The sequence below is a fragment of the Rhizobium sp. P28RR-XV genome (assembly GCF_012641385.1).
GTDB lineage: Bacteria > Pseudomonadota > Alphaproteobacteria > Rhizobiales > Rhizobiaceae > Rhizobium.
This window is the reverse complement of sequence record NZ_JABAIG010000008.1, coordinates 24,609-44,560: the sequence shown is the minus strand read 5'-3', so window position 1 is coordinate 44,560 and position 19,952 is coordinate 24,609. Positions and strand designations below refer to the sequence as shown.

The following is a 19,952-nucleotide window of genomic DNA, read 5'->3' as shown; positions in this document are numbered from 1 at the left end:
GGGTTTTCAGTAGGTAACGGTAACCGCCACTGTATCCGTGTAGACGCCCGCAGCCGGCGTGGTCTGCGGCGGCACCCGGCCGTAGACGTCTATGTTCTGGACCGCGCCATTGCCCGTGCCGGTGACGGTGTCGGTGCCTATGGTTATGCCCCAGGTCTGCGTACGGGCAACGTCGCGATAAATGCCGTAGTTGATCGTTGCGTTGCTCGGCCCGGTCATCACACGTACGGCCGTCGTCGCTCCGCTGCCGGCGCCGGCACTCAAGCCGATATTGTAGGTTTGCCCCGACGTGCACTGAACGCCGATGGTGGTGGCCTGGTCGATATTGGCAGCGATGACGCCGTTAGTACCGAAATCAAGATCGTTGGCGCTCTGGATCAGGCATTGCGCCTGGATGGTAATGCGGACCGTCATATTGGCCGTCGCGGTGGCGGCCATCGTGGACGGCGCCGCTGCGATCATCGTGATAGCAGCAAGGACAGCGCCGTGCAGCATTCTCTGCATTCGTATTCCCCCTCAGCACACCCCTTACGCATCAGAATATGATAAAGTAATCACATATATGCCTTGCTGGCAATGAGGCAGAAAAAGGCGGACGAGAGCGTTACAGTATTGAAAGGATACCTCCTGAGTATAGTTTCGTTTTATTCAACGATTACCTGAATATGAGTTGTAGTTTTGAAAAATATGGTTAACGCAAGGTGAACTCAATGATCGCCGAAACCGGATAGTGGCAGCGGGAATACAAGCTTCATATTCCGCGAATCATGCTCTTGGGAAAGCTCGGTGATTCGTCTGGATCAAAGTTCGAGAAGAGGAAGCCCGTGACTTGCCGGTCTTTCCTCCTGGATCAGCGCCTCCATCAACATTTTTTTGCAAAAGGCCCGCAATTAGCCATGTTTCGGTAAAAGCCGCGCCACAGTTCCAGTCAGAATGAGCAGGCGAGATCTTGTCCTAAGGAGCGATCGATGGATGCGCAGCCTATGAGATGGTGGAATGGCCAAAGCGAGACGACCCGGCGGCTGGGTTCCGGTCTTGCGGTTTGCGGCACGGTGGTTGGTGCTCTTTACATGATTGTTCAGACGGCTCCGACTGAGCGTGCCATGCGTATTATCGATGATAGCGGTCGAATTACGATCAGCAGCCGCGGGCTGCTGGACCATGTCGCGACGAATGGGTTGCAGGTCGTGGTGGATGCGGGCGCGGCCCAACAGGTGATGTCGGTGCCGATTCCACAGCCGTCGCCTCTCACCGCTGCGAAAAGCAGCGCTCCGGCCAAGAAGACTGCCTCGCGCACCGATGCCATTAAGACGAGCGTCGCAGCATCCGGTGACGTCGAACGTTTCGATCGCTGCCTGCCGCAATGCGAAACACGCGATCCGCTGATCTCGGGATATCCGCAATATGCCGAGGCGAAGCCATCCTTGGCTGGGGACGATGATCCGTCTCCCGTTGTGGAGGAGCGGGTTGGCTTTCACCCACTGGCCGGTGCTCGCCAAATATTGACCAGGGCGGTGGATGCGCCCGGTGCGATGCTGCGACGAGGCCGAGAGGCGCTCGACGACGTCGCACGCATAGATTGGTAGAGCAGGAAATACCCTTCTCGGAAACGCTTAGGCACGTTCCGCCCAGATCTTCGCCAATTCAACGAGCGTCTTTACGGCTCTTTCCATATCCTGGCGGCTGACCCATTCCAGCGGCGAATGGAAGGCATGTCCGCCAGCAAAGATATTGGCGCAGGGCAGGCCCATGAACGAGAGCCTGGAACCGTCCGTGCCGCCACGAATGCTGCCGCGCACCGGCGTCATACCGGCCCGCCGGATGGCTTCGACGGCATTTTCGACGATCTGCGGGTGGCGGTCGAGGATTGGTTTCATGTTGCGGTATTGCTGCCTGACGGTAAATGTATGCGAGGAACCTGGATACGTCGCCATGACATCCTTGACGATCTGCTCCAGCATATTCTCCTTGACCGCGAGACCCGCCTCGTCGAAATCGCGGATGATGAAGCCGAGCGCGGCCTTCTCCATCGAACCGCTGACACCGGTGGGGTGAATGAAGCCCTCCCGGTCCGCGGTCATTTCGGGGGCGATGTTTTTCGGCAGCCTGTCGATGATCGCGCCGGCGATCTTGATGGCATTTTCCATCTTCCCCTTGGCGAAGCCCGGGTGAATGGCGACACCCTGGATAACGATCTCGACGCTGTCGGCCGAAAAAGTCTCATCTTCTATATGGCCTGCCGTTTCGCCATCGACCGTATAGGCGAATTGTGCCCCAAGCTTCTTCAGGTCGACCTTGTCGACGCCGCGTCCGATCTCCTCGTCGGTCGTGAACAGAAGCTTGATGGTGCCGTGACGGATATCCGGATTGTCGACGAGATATTGGGCGGCCGTCACGATCTCGGCGAGGCCTGCCTTGTCATCGGCGCCGAGCAGCGTCGTCCCGTCCGAAGTGATGATGTCATTGCCGATCTGATCGCTAAGGGCAGGGTGCTCGTCGACAAGGATGACTTGCTGCGGATCGCCAGAGAGACGGATATCGCCGCCGTCGTAGTTCTTGAGGATTTGCGGCTTGACGTTCGTGCCGGTGAAATCGGGCGCCGTATCCATGTGGGAGCAGAAGCAGATCACAGGAACCGGCTTGTCGACATTCGATGGAATGGTCGCATAGACATAGCCGTGCTCGTCGAGATGTGCGTCGGCAAGGCCAATCAACCGCAACTCATCGGCGAGCACGCGGCCAAGATTTTTCTGCTTTTCGGTGGAAGGCTGCGCGCTTGAGGTCGGATCCGATTGCGTATCGATGACAACGTAACGAAGAAAGCGATCGGTGACGGTATCTGTCATGAACCTGGCTCCAATGAATTGCTGAGTTTGGCATAGAGCATTTCCGCTTTTCTTCGACTCGCGAAAAGGCTCTATCCTCGTGTTTTCCGCAATTCCAGGAAAACCGCTGCACGCCTTTCCTGGAATTGCCCCTAGCTAAAGCGCCGCACGAAAAACAACGGCCGCTCCAACGCCAGGCGGGAGCGGCCATGTCATGCAACAAGCTGTGACCGAAAGCTCACTCGGCCGAGGTCAGCGTAACCGACGTGCCGGTCGCGGCCACGTTCAGGCCGAGCTGCCCCGTCACGCTTACGGTCTGAAGATGAATCGAGCCGGAAGTGCCGCCAACGAGAATGTTCGTGCCGACGCCGGCACCGACCGTCGCTTCAACGGTGGCACCCTGATAGAGGCCGCTCAGAGAACCATGATGATAGCCGGCTGTCGGCGCGAAGACCAACCAGACGAGCCGACTGCGGGTCGTGAAGCCGAGATCGACACCCATTTTGCGGATCGCACCGGTGTAATGGTCGATGCGCTCGCGTCCAACCGTCGAATGGAAGGTGCAATCCACCTCCTTTGCCGAGCCGAGCACATAGCCGACACCGCCGCCGATTTCGCACTCGAGGTAGCCGATTTTCACGCCGTTGCGCTGATCCGGCTCTTCTTCGCGATAGTTCGTCGGCATGTCAGCCGCCCGTGCCACCGCCGTGCCTGCAACGATCAAAGATGCAGCTGAAAACGCCAGGGTCAAAATTTTTCTCATCTGTTTTCTCCTTGTCAGAGTATTATAGGGTGGCAGGCACCCTCGTGGTCGAGCCGATAGAATCAACCCTTACTAAACGTACGTACGCGCAGAACGATCCCCAAAATAAGGCGGCTATCGTCATGATCCACTTCACAATATAGGGAACTCGATCCGCAGCGGCACCCCCGGTCATTTCACGTTTTGCAACCGACTGAGTCGCGCCGTATTAAATCGCCGCTCCGCCGGGCAGTTTAATACGGCGATCAGCTGGCTTCCGGCAACCTTTCCTTTGCAGCGAAGGCGTAGACATCGACCGGCTCGCCAAGACCCTTCAGAGGGAAGGAGCCAAGGCTTTCCATGTCGCGCCGGCATGCGGCCATATCGACGAATGCCTTCGACAACAGCACTGGCCGCTTGACCTCCTTGGTCAGCGATTCCAGCCGCGAGGCAATGTTGACGGCCGGGCCGATGACGGTGAAATCGAGACGGGTGCGCGAGCCGATATTGCCATACATCACATCGCCGACATGCACTCCGACGCCGTAGCGCAGCACTTCGCGGCCATGCTTGCGGTTTTCCTCGTTGAGTACTCCCACGGCCGCCTGCGCCTCGCCGATGGCGAGAAGAAGATTGTGACATGCATTGGGATCGCTCAACGGAAAGATGGCGAGCAACCCATCACCCATGAACTTGAGGATCTCGCCGCCATGCTTTTCGATCGGCTCGACCATGGCATCGAAATAGCCATTGAGCAGTTCAATGACATCGTCTCGTGGCCACATGTCGGAGATGTTCGTGAAGTCGCGAAGATCGCAGATAAGAATGGCCGCGCCCACCGTAGCGCCGCTTCCGCGTGTCGTCGCGCCTGCCAGGATCTGTTCGCTGGCATGCGGACCGACATAGGTGCGCAACAGCGTGCGCGCCATGATGTTCTTCAACCTGATCTCGGTCACCATGGTCAGGGCTGGAAGCAAATCCCTGAGCACAGTGATGTGCGCCTCGGTGAAGCCGCCCGGCATATCCGTGGCGAAGGTGACGATATGGCGCTTACCAAGGGTGTGATAAATCGGCCAAGCGATATAGTCGGTCAATCCCTCCGCGTGTAGTTCCCTATAGAGCGGATAGGCAAACTGGCTCCCGTCGGAAACCTCGAGATTTTGGCGGACCTCGGTTGCGCCGTTGAAGATCTCGTTGATGGGGCTTGCCAGAAACTGCGGCGTGTTCTCGACACCATAGCTGAACGTCGCAATATCGCCTTCTTTCATGCCTGTGCGCCAGAGGATCCGTGCGCCGGCCCATTGCGGATGCAGCGTCCTGAAATGCATGGTCGATCGCGCGACTGGAATCCCAGCGACCAACAGCTTCTCGCATAGTTCGACGAGGATGTTGTCGATGAAACGCTGGTCGCGCACATCGTTCATCAGCCAATCGAGAATCTTGCTTTGCTTTGTTGGCCAGATGCCTCGGTCGTCATGTGATGAATCGGCAATTGCCTCAATGGAAGATTGCATTTCCTATACCCCACAAATTCCGTCACCTGCCGCAGGCCGTCGGCGTCATTCGATCCTGAGCGACTATACGCGCCTCGCCAGCGGCCGGGAACGGCAATCGCCTCTATTTCGCGTTTTCGTAAATTATGTTTCCGGCTATGGCAGAAGAGGCTTGAATCGGCCATAGGGCTTCATATGGTTCCGCAATTCCCGCGGTGCAATATCGTATCGAGAGGCAAAGCTATTGAGAGCATATCTGGCAGGGCCCGAAGTCTTTCTTCCCAACGCAAGGGAAATCCTCGATCGCAAGATCGCTTTGGCTCGCAGCTACGGATTTACACCCGTTTCGCCCGGTGATCTGGTGGTGCCGGAGACGGAGACCCGCCGGCAGCGTGGTCTTGCCATCAGCGCGATCAACGAGACACTGATGTCGAGTGCCGATCTCATCATCGCCAACCTGACGCCGTATCGCGGTATTGCGGCGGATGTCGGCACGGCGTTCGAGCTCGGCTTCATGTGCGCACGCGGCTGCCCGGCATTCGCATTTTCCAATTGCACCGAAAACCATTTCGAGCGTGTGAGCGGGCTCTACGGTGGCGACGTTCGCCTCGGTCCGGACGGACGGCACCGTGGTCCCGACGGAATGGCGCTGGAAAATTTCGACATGGCCGACAATCTGATGCTCGACGGCGGCATCGCGGCCCGCGACGGCATCATCATAACGCGCCAGGTCGCGACGGATCAGCTCTTTCTGGATCTGACCGCGTTCGAGGAATGCCTTCGTGTTGCCGCCGGCAAACTGCTGAAGCAAGCCGTCGGCACGGGATGTGCCGCCTATTGAACGCTTCCTTTCGCTGAGCGAAAGCGACGAAGGCTCGCCCGAAACTTCACCAGGTCCCGAGAGCTTCATCGACGGCACGCGCTCGCGCCGGCAGCCGCTCATACGCGGCAATATCCGGTTCCGCGAACGCAGCCAGGCCGAGTGACCCAAGGATATCGCGCCCCTGCGGGTCTTGGTGTGCGCCAAGGAGAACGGCGCGAAGCGAGGCGACGATTTCGGGGGATTGCTGTCGGGAGGCGACCAGCAGAGGGAAGGGCGCCGGCTTGGTCGTGGCGACGACCCGCAATGATGCAATCGTTTCTGGCTCGTGCATCTCCAGCAGCTGGTAGGCATAGGCATCGATCGCACCGACATCGACGGCGCCTGAGCGGATCGCCTCGACCACGCCGCGCGGATTAAGGAGCGGGCCAAAGGTCTCGCTTGGCGGCCGTCCATCGGCAAGGGCTGCAAAGAATTCGCGTGGCGCATTGTAGCCGGATTGCGAGTCGCGCACGGTCCAACCCCAGCGCGCCATCGCAAGATCGGCCTCCGCAAGCGGCCTGTCACGCGCGGCGACGATATGGCTGGCATAGACCGGCTGCCCAGTTGCCCAGTCCGCCAGCGAAACGGGCGCCGCAAGCGGCAGCGGACGCTCGGCTTTCGCAAGTCTGGAGAACGGAAAGCCGCACATGAAGACGGCGCCCATGTCCAGCCGCGTCCATAGCTCGGAAAGCGGCGCCGGGGCGGCATGGGTTATAATCTCCAGTTCGACGTGAGACCGATCCGCAAGCCAACGAAAAAGACAATCCCAAAGCCCAGATATTTTCGGGCTCAGATTGTACATTCGCGAACAGGCAATGGGCGGGACAGGGGCGGGAGACATTGTCATGGCTCGTCACGCGAACCGGAGGCGCTGGCCGATATTCATGCGCCTTGCTTTTTCGACCATCGCCGCGCCGAGCGCGACGTCGGTCGTGCTGAGCCCGCGATGCCAGAAAAGGATGGTCTCGTTATTGCTTTCGCGGCCGGGTTTAGCGCCGCAAACGATCTGGCCGATCTCGGCATGCAGTGTTTCGGCGGTCACCTTGCCCTCGTCGACATGACGGCGCAGCGCGCCGAAGGGGCGGCCGGGACCGCATTGCCCCCAGTCATCGACCACGACCTTGTCCATGATATCGGTCAGGTCGAATTCGAGCGCGCTCATCGTGCCGTAGGGAACGACGAAGGCGCCTTTCTTGACCCATGCCGTCTTGAAGAGCGGCGTCGGCTCCGGCAGGCGGCTCGCCTCGATCATGATGTCGGCGCCGTTCAGGCAATCCTCCCAATTGTCCGTCACGACGATCTTCTTGCCGAGATCCTTCTCCAGCCGCGCGGCGAAGGCGTCGCGGCTTTCTGGACGGCGCGAATGCACGCGGATTTCATCGAAATCGAAGAGATGATCGAGCAGCCGCACGTTCCAATAGGAGGTGCCGCGCGCGCCGATATGGCCGAGGATTTTGCTGTCCTTGCGGGCGAGATGGCGCGCGCCGATGGCGGTGACGGCGCCGGTGCGCATGTCGGTGATGGCTGTCGCATCGATGATGGCCTTCGGCACGCCGGTGCGGGGATCGAACAGATTGAGAACCGCCATTTCCGAGGGCAGGCCCTGCTTGTAGTTGTCGACGAAATCACCGACGACCTTGACGCCGGCGTAGTCGAGCGGCTTCACATAGCCGCGCAGCACGTTGAAATGGCCCTTGTCGGAACTCTCCGGCACGAGGTGAACGCGAGGCTCGATGACGGTCTCCCCACGCCCCTGCGCATCGAGTGCCTTGGTCACGGCGTCAAGAATTTCGTCGTTGGAAAGCGCCAGCGCCTTGGCGTCGATGGCATTCAGATAGTCGATCCAGATTTCCTGCATTGCCGTTCTCCAGGCCTTTCACGGCCGCTCCGGTCTATCGAATAATGAGGGCCGCACGGGCGGCCTGCGGAAACGCGAGGTGACGGAGCAGGCCACTCTGCCGCCATATCGATCAAGAATTCGTCTCCTTGGCATCGGCATTCATGATGAATTCCGACAGTCTCTGAAAATCAGGCCCCTGCGCACGATCTTCCTCCAGCGGCGCGACCATTTCGCGCACTTTTCGATAGGCGTGCTGCGTCCCGCCACCAAGCTCGCCCGCTACACCGCGCAGTTCGACGGCCTGGGCGGATGCGACAAGCTCGATAGCCACGAGATAGCGAAACCGCTCAATCATCGCTTCGATCTTAGACAGAACGCTCGGTGCCATGGATGCCTGATCCTCGAGGCCGTCCGCAACGGGAATGGGCGTGAGCGAGACCGGGATCGCCAGATGCCGTATCTCGGCTTCGAGTGCCGAGACCGTTTTCTGCACGGTGGAAAAACCGGTTCTGCTCTGTCCGAGCGGCGTCAGGAAGCGCGGCAGCTCCGATATGCCTGGTGACATAATCTTCATGGTTCGATAGGCGGTCGCCGCTGCACAATGAGCGATTGCCTGGCTGAGCCGCTCCCATGCCAGAGCGAAGGCCGTCATGTCGAAATTCCCATGCGACAGGATAAGCCCTTCGTCGGCCAGCACGACAGGATTGTCGCTCGAGCTTGCAAGTTCGATCTCGGTCGCGGCGCGGGCCTCGCCGATCGCATGGAGAAGGGCGCCCCATACCTGTGGAGCGCAGCGATAGCTCAAAGGGTCTTGCAGACGCCGCGCCGCGCCATCCATGAGGAGAGAGCTTCCGAAAAGCACCTCGCGAAATCTCGCCGCCACCTCGCGCTGGCCGAAGGCCGGCCGGGCCGCCAGCGCGCGATCGTCGAAGGCCGAGACATTCGCCCGGAAGGCCTCGAAATTCAGCGCAACAGCCGCATGCGACCAATCAAACAGCCGCTCAATATCCTCGATGCAAAGGCAGGCCTTGCCGACCGAAAGACTGTTGGCGACGACGAGTACATGACCATCCTTTGGCGCGATCGGCAGCGGTTTCAGGCCGGCTTTCGAGAGAGCGTCCGATGCGGGCATCATCGTACCATCCACTTCGGCTTCGCCATCTCCTAACAGAGCCCGTGCCATATGCGCCAAAGGCGCGAGATCGGCGGCACCGATCGAGCCGAGCGATGGCACGACTGGATGAAAGTCGGCATTCAAAGCAGCGACGAGACCAGCGAAAACCGGGAGCGACACGCCGGAGCCGCCTGCCGCCATCCCTGCAATGCGCGCGGCCATCATTGCTCTCACGGCTTCGCGCGGCAACGCTGGCCCGACCCCGACTGCACGCGCCTGCGGCACGCGCAATTGGAAGGCGATCAGGTCGTCGGTCGCGAGGCGAGTGTCGACGCTCGCGCCCAATCCTGTCGTCAAGCCGTAAACGGGCCGGTCCGCCGCCAGATAGCGTTCAACGACAGCGCGGGCGGCGGCGATCTTGTCTTTGACGTCAGGCGAAATCGCGATCCTGGCGTTGCGCCGCGCGATTGCAGCAATATCGTTGGCCGTCGGGGGCGCTCCGTTGAAGGATACGATATTATCCGTCCTGCTCATTCCTGCTTGCCTCAAAGACGTGCGCTCGGTATCCCGCGATCTTCGCCGGAACGCTCTTCCAGGCGATATTGGTCGTCGGAATAGCAGATATTACGCATAGCACGGCACGTGGCCGGCGACAGTCATATCGATTGAAGAACACGCTATCTCATTGCGAGGCATATTCGGCCGGAAAAAGCTCAGGCAGCGCCAAGGGGCCTGATGCAAACAAAAAAGTGATAGCGATCAGACGTTATCGCTATCACTTTGATTTGAACGGAATTGGTTCGATGACGGCTTAACCGCCGATCATGAGCCTGACGACTTCCTCGTGATTGGTGTCGGCGATGTTGCGTTCGCCGGCCACGATCCCGCGCCGCAGGACGACGATACGGTCGGAGACCGCGAAAATGTCCTGCAGGTTGTGCGAGATGAAGATGACGCCGCGCCCTTGCGCCTTCAGCGACTTGATCAGGGCCACGACCTTGCGCTGTTCCGGCACGCCGAGCGCCGCCGTCGGCTCGTCCATGACCAGAATGCGGGCATTCCAATAAACCGCGCGTCCGATCGCGACCGCCTGACGCTGGCCGCCGGAGAAGTTGCTGACCGGTGCGTCAAGCCGCTTCACATGGAAATCGAGCTCCGCCATCGTCTTGCGCGCCGCTTCCGCCATGGCCTTCCGGTCGAGAACTGGCAGAAAGCCGAAGAGCTTCTTCATCGGTTCGCGCCCAAGGAAGATGTTAGAACCGATCGTCAGATTGTCGGCCAGCGCCAGATCCTGGTAGATCGTCTCGATACCTTTCTCGCGCGCATCCTGCGGCGACGAGAAGGTGACGGGCTTGCCCTCGATCAGGATTTCGCCCGCGGTTGGCGGATAGACGCCGGAGATCGCCTTGATCATCGTCGTCTTGCCGGCACCGTTATCGCCAGCAAGCGCCACGACCTCACCGGGCCGCACGACCATGGAGCAATTGTCGAGGGCACGCACCGCGCCGAAATAGCGCGAGAGATTGCGGACCTCGAGGAGGGGAGTTGCACTATTCATCCTGTTTCGCTCCGCTGAACCGGCGCTGAGCCTGGTCGATAAGCACCGAAATGATGATGACGATGCCGACGGCGATGAACTGCCAGAACGGCTCCACGTTCATGAAGACGAGGCCGTACTGGATGACGGCGATGACAAGCGCGCCGGCAATGGTGCCGACGATCGTGCCGGAACCGCCGAACAGGCTCGCGCCGCCGATGACGACGGCAGCCACACTATCGAGCAGCAGAGGCTCGCCTGCCTGGGCCGCGCCCGCGGTGAAACGGGCCGCATAGAGCGCGCCGCCCAAGCCTGCGCAGACGGCCGAAAGAATATAGAGCCGCAGCAGGTGGGATTTGATGTCGATGCCGGCGCGGCGCGCGGCCTGCGCATTGGCGCCGATGGCGTAGTTATGCTGGCCGAAACGTGTCTGGCTCAGCAGGTAATGCATGATCACCACGAAGACGAGCGTGACGATGACGAGATAGGGCACGCCGTAGAACCGCCCATTGCCGAGTTCGGCGAAATAAGAATTCTTGACCGGCACGGTGGTGCCGCCGGCAATCAGGAAGGCCGTGCCACGCGCGACGCCGAACATGCCAAGCGTGCCGATGAATGGCGGAACCTTGAGACGGGAGATCAGCAGACCGTTGATCAAGCCGGGGACTGCGGCGGCCAGCATGGCGACGAGAATGCCGAATACCATCGCTATCGGCAGGGGCATGTAGAGCCCGGCGATAGTGGCGATATGCGCGGCGACGACGGCGGCAAGGCCCATGATGAAGCCGGTCGACAGATCGATGCCGCCGGAAATGATGACAAAGGTCTGCCCGATCGCTAGCAGCAGCGGCGCCACCGCGAAGACCGCGACGGACTGCCAGTTGAAGCTCGAGCCGATGAAGGTGCCGCCGAAATCGATCCGCGCCCAGATCTCGAAAGCAACGATCAGCGCGGCAAGAAAGAGCCACGCGCGCAATTGCGCGATGCGATTTAGGAAGGTTTTTGCTTGGTCGCCGTGGTCCGCCTGAGGCGCCACGTGGTGATCCGCCTTGCGGATCTCTGCATTGTCGATTGTCATGGACTGGTCCAAACTGAAGCGTTGAAGGCGCGAAGCTTAGGGCGCCGTTCGCTCTATCATCGTTGGATGATGTGCCTCGCCCTTCGGCGAGGCACAGACTATCTCCGGACTAATCGGAGTAGATGAACTTCGCGACATTCTTGTCGGTAACGTTCGATTTGTCGATGACCGTAAAGCCGGTGCCGATCGCCGTCGGGATCGAATTGCCGGTCAGGTGCGCATAGGCTGCCATCACGCCGAAATAGCCGATTTCAGCCGGGTGCTGTGCGATTGCCAAATCGACGAGGCCGGAGTTGATGTTGTCCACGATCGACGTCGGCGCATCGAAGGCCACGACGCGGATTTTGCCCGTTTGGCCAGCCTGCTGCACGCCGTTGGCGGCACCGAGGGCGGAGAATAGATTGGCGCCGAAGACACCGTCAAGATCGGAGTTGCGGGCAAAGACCGCCTGCAGCTGCGATGCCGCCTTGTTGGCGTCGTCATCGTTGTACTGGGTCTCCAGAACGGTGATGTTCGGATACTTCTTCATTTCCTCCTTGAAGCCCTGCTCGCGCTGGTCGGTGGTTGAAATACCGGGCTTGACGTTGGAAACGTAGACCTTGCCTTTTTCGCCGACGGCTTTTGCCAGCGCTCGTGCGGCAATCGCGCCGCCGAGCAGGTTGTCAGAAGCGATGTAGGCCAGCGGAAAATCGGCATCGCCTTTGCCCGTCTGATACACGCCCGTACCGATGAAGGTATCAACGGTGATGATCGGGATGCCGGCATCCTCGGCCTTCTTCAGCGGCTGGACCAACTGATCCTTGTCAGTTGGAGCGATGAGGATAGCGTCGGGCTTTTTGGCGATCACCGCGTCGAGAACCGGCACCTGTGTCACCGGGTTGAAATCGGGGCCGCCTTGAAACACCAGCGTCGCACCGACGGCTTTGGCCGCGGCCTCGGCGCCCTTGCGCATAGTGATGTAGAAAGCATCGGTCGTCAGACCCGGAATAAGGGCAATCGTAAACTTCTTGTCTGCTGCTCTGGTGGTGCCGGCGACGGCCGCAACACCTGTCGCGAGCGATGCCACGGCCGAAGCCTTAAGAAATGAGCGGCGCTCCATAATTTTCCTCCTCTTGAGACCGAACCTCCCCTGTCCGGCACAGCGATAATCAGTGGGTTACCACGGCGCGTCAAGCAATTTTTTTCTGCAAGGAATTTCTTTTACCCAATTGATATACTTAAACAATTCGATGGTAGCCGCAATATCATTATCCGCCGGGAGACATAGCGTCGCACGACGTTCGGCATCATCACGCATTTGTCCCGTCCATCCCGGACGGCGACTTATTATTCGCGGTCGAACACACGCCAAACCCAGGCCAGGATCGCGTTCATGTCCGGCTCCTTGGTCTGGTCCACCGTCATCACGGCACCGCAGCCCATCGGCTCGGCCCGATCGGCAAGTGCTATCAGTTCCGGTACATATTCGGCACCCGGATGGCCTGGCAATCGATGCTCCAGTCGGCCGGCGTAACGCTCGCCGGCAACCGGCCCGGGCACCTTGCACCATAGCTCGGCGACATGCCCGATCTTCGCGGCGCTGATATAGCTTTCGAGTTGGGCTTTCGGCTGGAAACCGAACCAGGCATCGACGATGAAGGTCGAGCCGGCCGGAGCCTGCGTGATGACAGACCAGATCGCCTGATAGCTCGCCTTTCCCAGGGTCCGGTTGAAGTCGCGGTCGACTGGTCCGATATGCTGGAGAAAGGGGTTTTTGATACCGTCGAGAGACAGGATCGGCCAGCCGGTTCGCTGGGACAAAGCCTTGGCAAGACGGCTTTTCCCAGAGGCCGGCACGCCGTTGACCAGGACGGCCCGTTTTCCCTGCGCGACTTCATCGACGAAAATCGACAGGCCTGCGCCGATCACGCCGGCATCGTCGGCAAGTTTCGCCGGCAATATTGTGGGGCAGAACCAAGGTGCTACCGCCGGCAGGTCTGCAAGCGCGCGCGCCGCGTCGCAGCCGAGCCCGCCGCCAAGCAGGATGACTTCGGGATCCATCGTTGCCGCGATATTGTCGAGTGCAGCCCGCAAGGGGACTGCCCATTGGCGCAAGACGCGCACCGCTGTCTCGTCTCCATCGGCTGCCATGCTGAAAATTTCCCCGATCGTCACAACGGACAATCCCGCTTCGGCGATGTGACGCCGCAGCGCGGTTCCGGAACTAAAGGTTTCGACGCAACCGCGCCGGCCACAAGGGCAGGGCGGACCGTCCTGAGACACGCAGATGTGGCCGAGCTGTCCGGCTGCCCTGTGTCCGTGATAAATGCGCCCGGCCTGGGCGACAGCGCCGCCAATGCCCGTCCCAATCGTCAACATCGCGACATTCCGATAGCCCTTGGCGCCACCGATCCGCATTTCGGCAATCAGCGCCATGCTGCAATCATTCTCTACGACGACCGGCTTTCCAAGGGCTGCCTCGATCCGCCGCACGAAGTCGAGGCCGGCGAGGTTGAGGATGCCGCCGGACAGGATCTCGCGACTGTCGACATCGACCCGCCCGGGTATGCCAACGCCGATCCCTAAGACTTCGGCTCTGTCGAGTTCGCGTGCCATTGCGACGACGCGCTCCAGCACCTGCAAGGGATCGGTCGGGGTTCGTTCCGACAGTTTGGCAAGAATCTCGCCGCGAGCGGAGACGAGGGCGGCACGAATATTCGTGCCGCCAATATCGACGCCGATGGCGATGTCAGCCATGGGCGCGCTGCCTTTGATCAGCGCCGTGCGAGCCTGCGCCCTTGAAGTGCGTTGCGATGACGGCCTGGATTTCGCGAAGCCTTGGCACCGCGACCGTCTCCAGCCGATCTTTCGTCACCGAACGGTCGAGCGAGATGCAATCCTTCCACAGCGAACGGCCGGCGATGACGCCTGAGGCGCCGTTGCGCATGGCATCCTCCACCTGCGTCAGGAAGGTTGCATGGTCGACACCGGCCGACAGCACTGCCCACGGCACGTCGCGCGCAAGGCGCGTGACTTCGGCACAGGCCTCCGACGATCCCGGATAGGGGATCTTCAGAACTTTTGCGCCAAGATCCAGGCAGATCTTGCTGCCACCGACGATCAGAGAGGGCAGCTTCGCCTTATGCTCGGCCTCGTCCTCACCCTCGAATTTGTAGGTCAGGAATTCAACAACAAGCAAAAGATCTTCGTGAGCAAAGTCTTCGATGCATTGCTTCAGGATCTGCATATTATGGACATTCGCCGCATCGCGATCCGAGCGCAGATAGACCATGATCTTGCCGCCGGTCGCACCTAACTGCCGCACGCGGCGCGCGGAAATGCCGGGAACCAGCTTCGACAGACGATAGCCCTCCGGCGAGGTATCCCAGCCCGACGCATCGAGGCCGATCAGCAGCGCGGTATCGCGTTGAAGAACGCGGTCATCGACCAGCGCCGGCACGGCGCAGATCGGATCGACCAACACGCAGGACGCCTTGCTTGCCAGGAAGCGGGCGATATCGGCCTTCGTGTCGCCCAGCACCTGGTCTGAGATGGCTGCCTGTTCGGCTGGGTCCTTGGCCAGAAGGCTGCGCATGCCGCCGCGCTGATCGCAGGCAATCACCATCATGGCGCCGTCGCTACCACAAATCTGCTGGTAGCCGCGCATCTCCGCTGTCGTCAATTTCGTCATATGATTCTTCCTCCAGCCGCTTCGAAACGGCACCCATCCGCACACGCCTTCTCCACTCCCCGAAGAGGGCATTGCTCTTGAAATTGAGGGCTCTCATGCGCGGTATAAACGTTGCGAAACCGGCCTTTTTAAGCGATAACTCCTCAAGTGCCGTATCTGTAACACATTGCAGAAAGGAATTTCAACCTGAATTCGTCTCAATCGCAGGAGGCTGCGGCAAATCGCGCTTTGCTGCATACGGTCGCCAAATTGCATTACCAGTCCGACATGTCGCAGGTGGATATCGCCAGGAAGTTGGGTCTATCGACGGCGACGGTTTCGCGATTGCTGCAGCGAGCCCGGGCGATCGGGATCGTCAGGATAGAGGTGATCGATCTTTCACCCGCGGAGGATCTGAGTGCCGCGCTGATCGACGGCCTGAAATTGCGCACCGCCGCCGTGATCGATGCGTCGTCGTCAAACGTGCTGAGCGCGCTCGCCGCACCGGTCGGCTCACTTCTGCAACAGGCCGGCCTGCGCTCGGGTTCGACCTTGGGCATTGGTTGGGGAAGGGCGGTTCGCGAGGTGACATTGGCCGGCCTGCCGCAATTGCCCGGCATTGTCACGGTCGCGCTGAACGGCGGCATGCAGCAGGCAGCTCCACACTTCCAGATCAATGAATTCGTGCGCCAGGCGGCAGCCCAAATGGGAGGCGTGCCGCACTTCCTGCATGCGCCGTATATTTCCTCGGCCGAACTCCGGGACGCGTTTCTGGGTGACCCTACCGTGCAACAGGTGACGTCCCTTTGGGACAGGCTGGATGCAGCGATCGTCGGTGTCGGATTGACGCATGCCGCAAACCCTTCGGAAACGGCGTTGCCGGGCGAAAAGGCGCTGAGCCATGCCGCCGGCGACGTCCTTCGCCACTATGTCACCGAGGCCGGCGAAGTCCTGCATTGGGATGGAGAGGAGGGCATGATTGCGGCCTCGCCCGAGCAATTGCGCAAGGTGCCGCTCTGTATCGCGGTCGCAGCGACCCCTGGTAAGGCAAGCGGCATCATTGGAGCGGCCCGATCGGGAATGATCAATGCTTTGGTCACCGACGCCAACACCGCTCAAGCCATTCTCGATCGCCTGTCATCCAATCAAAAAGCCGAGGATCGATCATGATGCGCTTTGACGACCGCTCATTCGGCGCCTTCCTGTTCGACATGGACGGAACCGTCCTCAATTCGATTGCGAACGGCGAACGGGTCTGGACCGCATGGGCGGAGAGACGCGGCGTCGACGCCGTCAGTCTGCTGGCGACCGTTCACGGCCGCAAGGCGATCGAGACGATTACCCGGCTTGGCCTGTCGGGGATCGATCCCGCCGAAGAGGCCAGAATCCTCACGCAGGCCGAAATCGATGACGTTGCCGGCGTCGAACCGATTGCGGGCGCCATCGACTTCCTGAAAAGCCTGCCGCGAGACCGGTGGGCGATCGTGACTTCCGCTCCGCGAGAGTTAGCGAGGGTTCGCCTCAAAGCAGCCGGGCTCCCCTGGCCGCCGGTTCTGATCGCCGGCGAGGATGTGCAGAGCGGCAAGCCGGCACCGGATTGCTTCATTCTTGCTGCGAAAACATTGGAACAACCTATTGAAAACTGTCTTGTTTTTGAGGATGCACTTGCAGGCATAGAGGCAGCGGAAGCGTCAGGTGCTTCCGTGCTCGTCATCAGCGCGACCCATCGGGCACCGCTGCTGACGCGGCATCCGAGCGTTGAGGATTATGAGAGGCTCGCTCTGGACATCGGCTCGGGCGGCGCTCTGCGTCTCTCTGGAAAGCCTCTCTCAAATATGCCGACCCGTCCACCTTATGGAAATGGGTCATAACCGGGCTTCTTATAGATTGTGTCGGGCTTGGCTTGAATATCCGGGACATAGACACTTTTAGTCCAATCGGCCATGGCGACGTCTTCTATCGCGACGGACACCGAGTCGTCATCGACGCCGAGCGTCTCGACGATAACTCTGGTCAGGCGTTCAGCCACGGTTCGCTTCTGTGTCTCGGTTCGTCCCGACACCATTTTCAAGATCACATGGGGCATCAATATTCTCCTCGTAGACGATGCTGCCGGTCCAACAATGCGACGACCACGTCACAGCCAGCCCGTCAGGGCAGAAAGAGATATAGTGAGGTTAGCCTGCGCAATTAGGGAGTGAAGACGGCAAGCACTTATGTCGTCTGCTCATGAATTGACAAAACAGCGATCTCTTGCGCTGCGTTTGGCAAGAGAGACTTCAGGTTCACGCTGGCCGCCAAAGCCTCGATCGGCGGAATGACGCGCTTGGCGATCAACATCTCGCTCAGCTTGATGTCCCTGGCAATTTTATTGCCGGGACCGACGCCGCTTGCGGCGACCAGCCGCCGTTCGCCATCAAGATGAAACAGGATGAATGCGCCGTCGCCAAGGTCCCGTCGAACGACCATTTGTCCTTCATCGGCGAGGCCGGCGATCTGAAGCGTATGATCGTATTGGTCGGACCAGAAATAGGGAACGGCCTGATAGCTGCGCGCCGCGCCTGTCAGATTGGCGGCTGCAAGGATGCCCTGATCCTGCGCATTGCGCCAGGCTTCGAGGCGCAGCCGGCGTCCGCCGTATAGGGGATGCGGAAACGAACAGCGGTCACCGGCGGCATAGATATCCGTCACCGACGTCTCCAGGCGCTCGTTGACCGCAATGCCGTTGTCGACCGCAATCCCGGCCTGAGCGGCAAGCTCGATGCGCGGCTGCGCGCCGATTCCGACGACCAGAACATCCGCCGAGATCATATCTCCCTCGGAGAGGAAGATGGCAACACGCTGTTCGTCCGCTTCGAGCCCGAGAACCGTCACGCCGCATTTCACGACGACGCCGTTACGCCGATGCAGGGCAGTCATCGTTTCGGCAATCGGCTCGGGCACACCGCGCTTGAGAATGCGCTCCTGCGACTCGATGACCGTTACCTTGGCTCCGCGACTGCGCGCCGAGGCGGCGACCTCCAGGCCGATGAAGCCGCCGCCAAGCACGGCGACGTGCATATCGGCCCGCAGCCTGGAACGAAGCGCCAACGCGTCGTCGAAGGTCCTCAGATAAAATATGCGTCCGCTGGTGGGTGCGTTCGACAATCGCCGGGGTGCGGCGCCTGTCGTCAGCAGCAATTTGTCATAGGGCAGTGCCCGGCCATCCGAGAGGACCAACTGTTTCCCCACGATGTCTATGTCGCTCGCCGATGCGCCGATGATATGCCGGATCGCCCGCTCGCCGAGCATGATATCGCTGAGAACGGCCGACGCTTGCGGCGTGGCTTCGTCGAGCAGAACCTGCTTGGAAAGAGGCGGCCGCTCGTAGGGGAGATGAACCTCGTCGCCGATAAGGGTGATTGCCTGCCGATAGCCATTCTCCCTCAAGCTCAACGCGGCGCGTGCGCCGCATTCCCCGGCACCGACGATGATGATACCCGTATCGCTGCTCATGCCTCGATCCCGATCATGATACGATCGCCTTCCACTCTGACCGGGTAGGTTTTCAGATTGACGCACACCGGCGCGCCGCGAGCCTCGCCTGTCTTGTAGCTGAAGCGGCCATTGTGCTTCGGACACTCGATGATGTCGTCCATGACGAGCCCATCAGCCAGATGGATCTTTTCATGCGTGCAAAGGCCATCGGTCGCGAAATACTCGTCGTCGGGGCTACGATAGATGGCGAAGGTTCGTCCGGAGTGATCGAAGCGGACGACATCCTCCTGATCGACTTCGCTGGCAGCACATGCATCAACCCATGTGGTCATTTCTTCCTCCTCATTGCAATCTCGCAAAGCGCGAAAACCGTCGCCAACTCTTGGGAGCAAGTTGACGTTGCGCCTTGATCGCGCATCGTTTTCTCCTCCCGGCTGGTTCCAAGCATGCGCGAGATTGCCCTTCACATTCCACGCCGATTATGATCATTTTTCCTCAAGGAGGAGCGGAATGAAAAAGAACCGTCTGGTGGATATCGCGGCGGCGGCAGGCGTTGGCCTTGCAACGGTGGAGCGCGTTCTCAACGAGCGCGGCAGCGTCAGGCCGCAAACGGCGGAAAAGGTGGTGCTGGCAGCTAAGCGGCTGGGCTAGAAGGGGCTTATTCCAAGCCTCTATCGCGGCACGATCCGCATCGAGGTGATCCTGGTCAGGCCGGAATCGCCGTTCTTCAGCAGGCTCAACCGAGCCTTCGAGCGGATCGCCGCTTCGTCGGATAGCTCGATCACGATCCATCGGACTTTCCTTGAGGAGAATGATCCCGAGAAATTCGCCGCGCATGTGGCCAATAGCTGCATTCGCCGCCACGGCCTGATCGTTGCGGCCGTCGATCATCCGGCAATCCGTGAGAGCCTCAGAAAGGCCCGCGCCGCCGGCGTCGAGGTCGTCCAGATCGTCTCCTATCTCACCGGCCGGGATGACGACGTGAAGTCCGCCGAGATGATGACGCAGGCGCTTCACCGCTGCCCGGATACTATCGGTATTTACAATGCCGGCGGCGCCAATCTCGGTGTCGGCTCGGTGCTTCAGCGCTTTCAGGAGCAACGGGGAAGGGAACTCGTCTGGATAACGCATGAGCTCAACGATGAAACCCGCCACTTCATCGCATCGGGCCTGATGACGCTCGTTTTCGATCAGGCGCCTGAAACCCCAGGCAAGGCGCGCCCTGAATACGATTCTCTCGCGATGGGGATCATTGATCTACCTGTGAACAAGGACCCTGTACCGTTCCTGACCTATACGGTGGAAAATATCGGGCTCACCTCAAGTCACCCCTAA

Annotated in this window: 21 protein-coding genes; 6 read left to right on the top strand and 15 right to left on the bottom strand. The window is 60.2% G+C overall.

The window, feature by feature from the left end; all coding sequences use genetic code 11:
* Positions 1 to 6: 6 nt before the first annotated feature.
* A complete protein-coding gene (locus tag HGP12_RS17810; RefSeq protein WP_168840140.1) occupies positions 7 to 504 on the bottom strand; it encodes a spore coat U domain-containing protein in 498 nt (165 codons plus the stop codon).
* A gap of 464 nt (positions 505 to 968) precedes the next feature.
* Between HGP12_RS17810 and HGP12_RS17805 the strand changes: the two genes are divergently transcribed.
* A complete protein-coding gene (locus HGP12_RS17805) occupies positions 969 to 1,586 on the top strand; it encodes a hypothetical protein (RefSeq protein WP_168879526.1) in 618 nt (205 codons plus the stop codon).
* Between the two features lie 27 nt (positions 1,587 to 1,613).
* Here HGP12_RS17805 and pepT read toward each other — a convergent pair whose 3' ends face one another.
* From pepT to HGP12_RS17790, 3 genes are all read right to left on the bottom strand, one after another.
* Complete coding sequence (gene pepT / locus HGP12_RS17800; protein WP_168879525.1) at positions 1,614 to 2,846, bottom strand: peptidase T; 1,233 nt, start codon at positions 2,844 to 2,846, stop codon at positions 1,614 to 1,616.
* Positions 2,847 to 3,063: 217 nt separating this feature from the next.
* Complete coding sequence (locus tag HGP12_RS17795; protein ID WP_168840137.1) at positions 3,064 to 3,588, bottom strand: DUF992 domain-containing protein; 525 nt, start codon at positions 3,586 to 3,588, stop codon at positions 3,064 to 3,066.
* A gap of 245 nt (positions 3,589 to 3,833) precedes the next feature.
* Complete coding sequence (locus HGP12_RS17790) at positions 3,834 to 5,081, bottom strand: adenylate/guanylate cyclase domain-containing protein (RefSeq protein ID WP_168879524.1); 1,248 nt, start codon at positions 5,079 to 5,081, stop codon at positions 3,834 to 3,836.
* A 223-nt stretch (positions 5,082 to 5,304) separates the two neighbouring features.
* On the opposite strand from HGP12_RS17790, the gene HGP12_RS17785 reads away from it, so the two are divergent.
* Entirely contained in the window at positions 5,305 to 5,901 is a 597-nt protein-coding gene (locus HGP12_RS17785) for a nucleoside 2-deoxyribosyltransferase (protein WP_168840135.1), read from the top strand.
* 46 nt (positions 5,902 to 5,947) lie between these two features.
* Here the strand turns inward: HGP12_RS17785 and HGP12_RS17780 are convergent, their stop codons facing one another.
* The 8 genes from HGP12_RS17780 to HGP12_RS17745 form a co-directional block, all read right to left on the bottom strand.
* Positions 5,948 to 6,724 carry a phosphate/phosphite/phosphonate ABC transporter substrate-binding protein gene (locus tag HGP12_RS17780; RefSeq protein ID WP_168879610.1) on the bottom strand — a complete coding sequence of 259 codons (777 nt, stop codon included), beginning with the start codon at positions 6,722 to 6,724 and terminating at the stop codon, positions 5,948 to 5,950.
* A gap of 51 nt (positions 6,725 to 6,775) precedes the next feature.
* Positions 6,776 to 7,780, bottom strand: a complete 1,005-nt coding sequence (locus HGP12_RS17775) for an ornithine cyclodeaminase family protein (RefSeq protein ID WP_168879523.1) — start codon at positions 7,778 to 7,780, stop codon at positions 6,776 to 6,778.
* Positions 7,781 to 7,892: 112 nt separating this feature from the next.
* A complete protein-coding gene (gene hutH / locus HGP12_RS17770) occupies positions 7,893 to 9,410 on the bottom strand; it encodes a histidine ammonia-lyase (RefSeq protein ID WP_168879522.1) in 1,518 nt (505 codons plus the stop codon).
* Between the two features lie 277 nt (positions 9,411 to 9,687).
* A complete protein-coding gene (locus tag HGP12_RS17765; protein ID WP_015343065.1) occupies positions 9,688 to 10,434 on the bottom strand; it encodes an ATP-binding cassette domain-containing protein in 747 nt (248 codons plus the stop codon).
* Positions 10,427 to 11,491: an ABC transporter permease subunit gene (locus tag HGP12_RS17760; protein ID WP_168879521.1), complete on the bottom strand. Its 1,065-nt coding sequence runs from the start codon at positions 11,489 to 11,491 to the stop codon at positions 10,427 to 10,429. Before HGP12_RS17760 ends, HGP12_RS17765 begins: the two co-directional genes overlap by 8 nt.
* 109 nt (positions 11,492 to 11,600) lie before the next feature.
* The gene (locus HGP12_RS17755) at positions 11,601 to 12,590 is read right to left on the bottom strand and encodes a substrate-binding domain-containing protein (protein ID WP_168840131.1); all 990 of its coding nucleotides are present in this window, start codon (positions 12,588 to 12,590) and stop codon (positions 11,601 to 11,603) included.
* A 227-nt stretch (positions 12,591 to 12,817) separates the two neighbouring features.
* Positions 12,818 to 14,227 (bottom strand): ROK family protein, encoded by a 1,410-nt coding sequence (locus HGP12_RS17750; RefSeq protein WP_168879520.1) that lies wholly within the window; start codon positions 14,225 to 14,227, stop codon positions 12,818 to 12,820.
* Positions 14,220 to 15,161 carry a tagatose-bisphosphate aldolase gene (locus HGP12_RS17745; protein ID WP_168879519.1) on the bottom strand — a complete coding sequence of 314 codons (942 nt, stop codon included), beginning with the start codon at positions 15,159 to 15,161 and terminating at the stop codon, positions 14,220 to 14,222. The genes HGP12_RS17750 and HGP12_RS17745 overlap by 8 nt, the downstream gene beginning before the upstream one ends.
* 228 nt (positions 15,162 to 15,389) lie before the next feature.
* On the opposite strand from HGP12_RS17745, the gene HGP12_RS17740 reads away from it, so the two are divergent.
* Together HGP12_RS17740 and HGP12_RS17735 are read left to right on the top strand one after the other, a co-directional pair.
* Positions 15,390 to 16,310: a sugar-binding transcriptional regulator gene (locus HGP12_RS17740; protein ID WP_205926524.1), complete on the top strand. Its 921-nt coding sequence runs from the start codon at positions 15,390 to 15,392 to the stop codon at positions 16,308 to 16,310.
* Entirely contained in the window at positions 16,307 to 17,011 is a 705-nt protein-coding gene (locus tag HGP12_RS17735; RefSeq protein WP_168879518.1) for an HAD-IA family hydrolase, read from the top strand. Before HGP12_RS17740 ends, HGP12_RS17735 begins: the two co-directional genes overlap by 4 nt.
* Here the strand turns inward: HGP12_RS17735 and HGP12_RS17730 are convergent.
* From HGP12_RS17730 to HGP12_RS17720, 3 genes are all read right to left on the bottom strand, one after another.
* The gene (locus HGP12_RS17730; RefSeq protein WP_168879517.1) at positions 16,993 to 17,226 is read right to left on the bottom strand and encodes a tautomerase family protein; all 234 of its coding nucleotides are present in this window, start codon (positions 17,224 to 17,226) and stop codon (positions 16,993 to 16,995) included. The genes HGP12_RS17735 and HGP12_RS17730 overlap by 19 nt on opposite strands.
* 128 nt (positions 17,227 to 17,354) lie before the next feature.
* Entirely contained in the window at positions 17,355 to 18,635 is a 1,281-nt protein-coding gene (locus tag HGP12_RS17725) for an NAD(P)/FAD-dependent oxidoreductase (protein WP_168879516.1), read from the bottom strand.
* Complete coding sequence (locus HGP12_RS17720) at positions 18,632 to 18,949, bottom strand: MocE family 2Fe-2S type ferredoxin (protein ID WP_168840125.1); 318 nt, start codon at positions 18,947 to 18,949, stop codon at positions 18,632 to 18,634. The genes HGP12_RS17725 and HGP12_RS17720 overlap by 4 nt, the downstream gene beginning before the upstream one ends.
* Positions 18,950 to 19,127: 178 nt before the next feature.
* Between HGP12_RS17720 and HGP12_RS34835 the strand changes: the two genes are divergently transcribed.
* Together HGP12_RS34835 and HGP12_RS34830 are read left to right on the top strand one after the other, a co-directional pair.
* Positions 19,128 to 19,268 (top strand): LacI family DNA-binding transcriptional regulator, encoded by a 141-nt coding sequence (locus HGP12_RS34835; protein WP_409527224.1) that lies wholly within the window; start codon positions 19,128 to 19,130, stop codon positions 19,266 to 19,268.
* Between the two features lie 186 nt (positions 19,269 to 19,454).
* On the top strand, positions 19,455 to 19,952 hold the full coding sequence (locus HGP12_RS34830) for a hypothetical protein (RefSeq protein ID WP_409527223.1): 498 nt from the start codon (positions 19,455 to 19,457) through the stop codon (positions 19,950 to 19,952).

Coding starts and splice junctions, on each gene's coding strand:
- HGP12_RS17810 (WP_168840140.1), bottom strand. CDS start 504: ATGCAGAGAATGCTGCACGGCGCTGTCCTTGCTGCTATCACGATGATC.
- HGP12_RS17805 (WP_168879526.1), top strand. CDS start 969: ATGGATGCGCAGCCTATGAGATGGTGGAATGGCCAAAGCGAGACGACC.
- pepT (WP_168879525.1), bottom strand. CDS start 2,846: ATGACAGATACCGTCACCGATCGCTTTCTTCGTTACGTTGTCATCGAT.
- HGP12_RS17795 (WP_168840137.1), bottom strand. CDS start 3,588: ATGAGAAAAATTTTGACCCTGGCGTTTTCAGCTGCATCTTTGATCGTT.
- HGP12_RS17790 (WP_168879524.1), bottom strand. CDS start 5,081: ATGCAATCTTCCATTGAGGCAATTGCCGATTCATCACATGACGACCGA.
- HGP12_RS17780 (WP_168879610.1), bottom strand. CDS start 6,724: ATGTACAATCTGAGCCCGAAAATATCTGGGCTTTGGGATTGTCTTTTT.
- HGP12_RS17775 (WP_168879523.1), bottom strand. CDS start 7,780: ATGCAGGAAATCTGGATCGACTATCTGAATGCCATCGACGCCAAGGCG.
- hutH (WP_168879522.1), bottom strand. CDS start 9,410: ATGAGCAGGACGGATAATATCGTATCCTTCAACGGAGCGCCCCCGACG.
- HGP12_RS17765 (WP_015343065.1), bottom strand. CDS start 10,434: ATGAATAGTGCAACTCCCCTCCTCGAGGTCCGCAATCTCTCGCGCTAT.
- HGP12_RS17760 (WP_168879521.1), bottom strand. CDS start 11,491: ATGACAATCGACAATGCAGAGATCCGCAAGGCGGATCACCACGTGGCG.
- HGP12_RS17755 (WP_168840131.1), bottom strand. CDS start 12,590: ATGGAGCGCCGCTCATTTCTTAAGGCTTCGGCCGTGGCATCGCTCGCG.
- HGP12_RS17750 (WP_168879520.1), bottom strand. CDS start 14,227: ATGGCTGACATCGCCATCGGCGTCGATATTGGCGGCACGAATATTCGT.
- HGP12_RS17745 (WP_168879519.1), bottom strand. CDS start 15,161: ATGACGAAATTGACGACAGCGGAGATGCGCGGCTACCAGCAGATTTGT.
- HGP12_RS17735 (WP_168879518.1), top strand. CDS start 16,307: ATGATGCGCTTTGACGACCGCTCATTCGGCGCCTTCCTGTTCGACATG.
- HGP12_RS17730 (WP_168879517.1), bottom strand. CDS start 17,226: ATGCCCCATGTGATCTTGAAAATGGTGTCGGGACGAACCGAGACACAG.
- HGP12_RS17725 (WP_168879516.1), bottom strand. CDS start 18,635: ATGAGCAGCGATACGGGTATCATCATCGTCGGTGCCGGGGAATGCGGC.
- HGP12_RS17720 (WP_168840125.1), bottom strand. CDS start 18,949: ATGACCACATGGGTTGATGCATGTGCTGCCAGCGAAGTCGATCAGGAG.
- HGP12_RS34835 (WP_409527224.1), top strand. CDS start 19,128: ATGAAAAAGAACCGTCTGGTGGATATCGCGGCGGCGGCAGGCGTTGGC.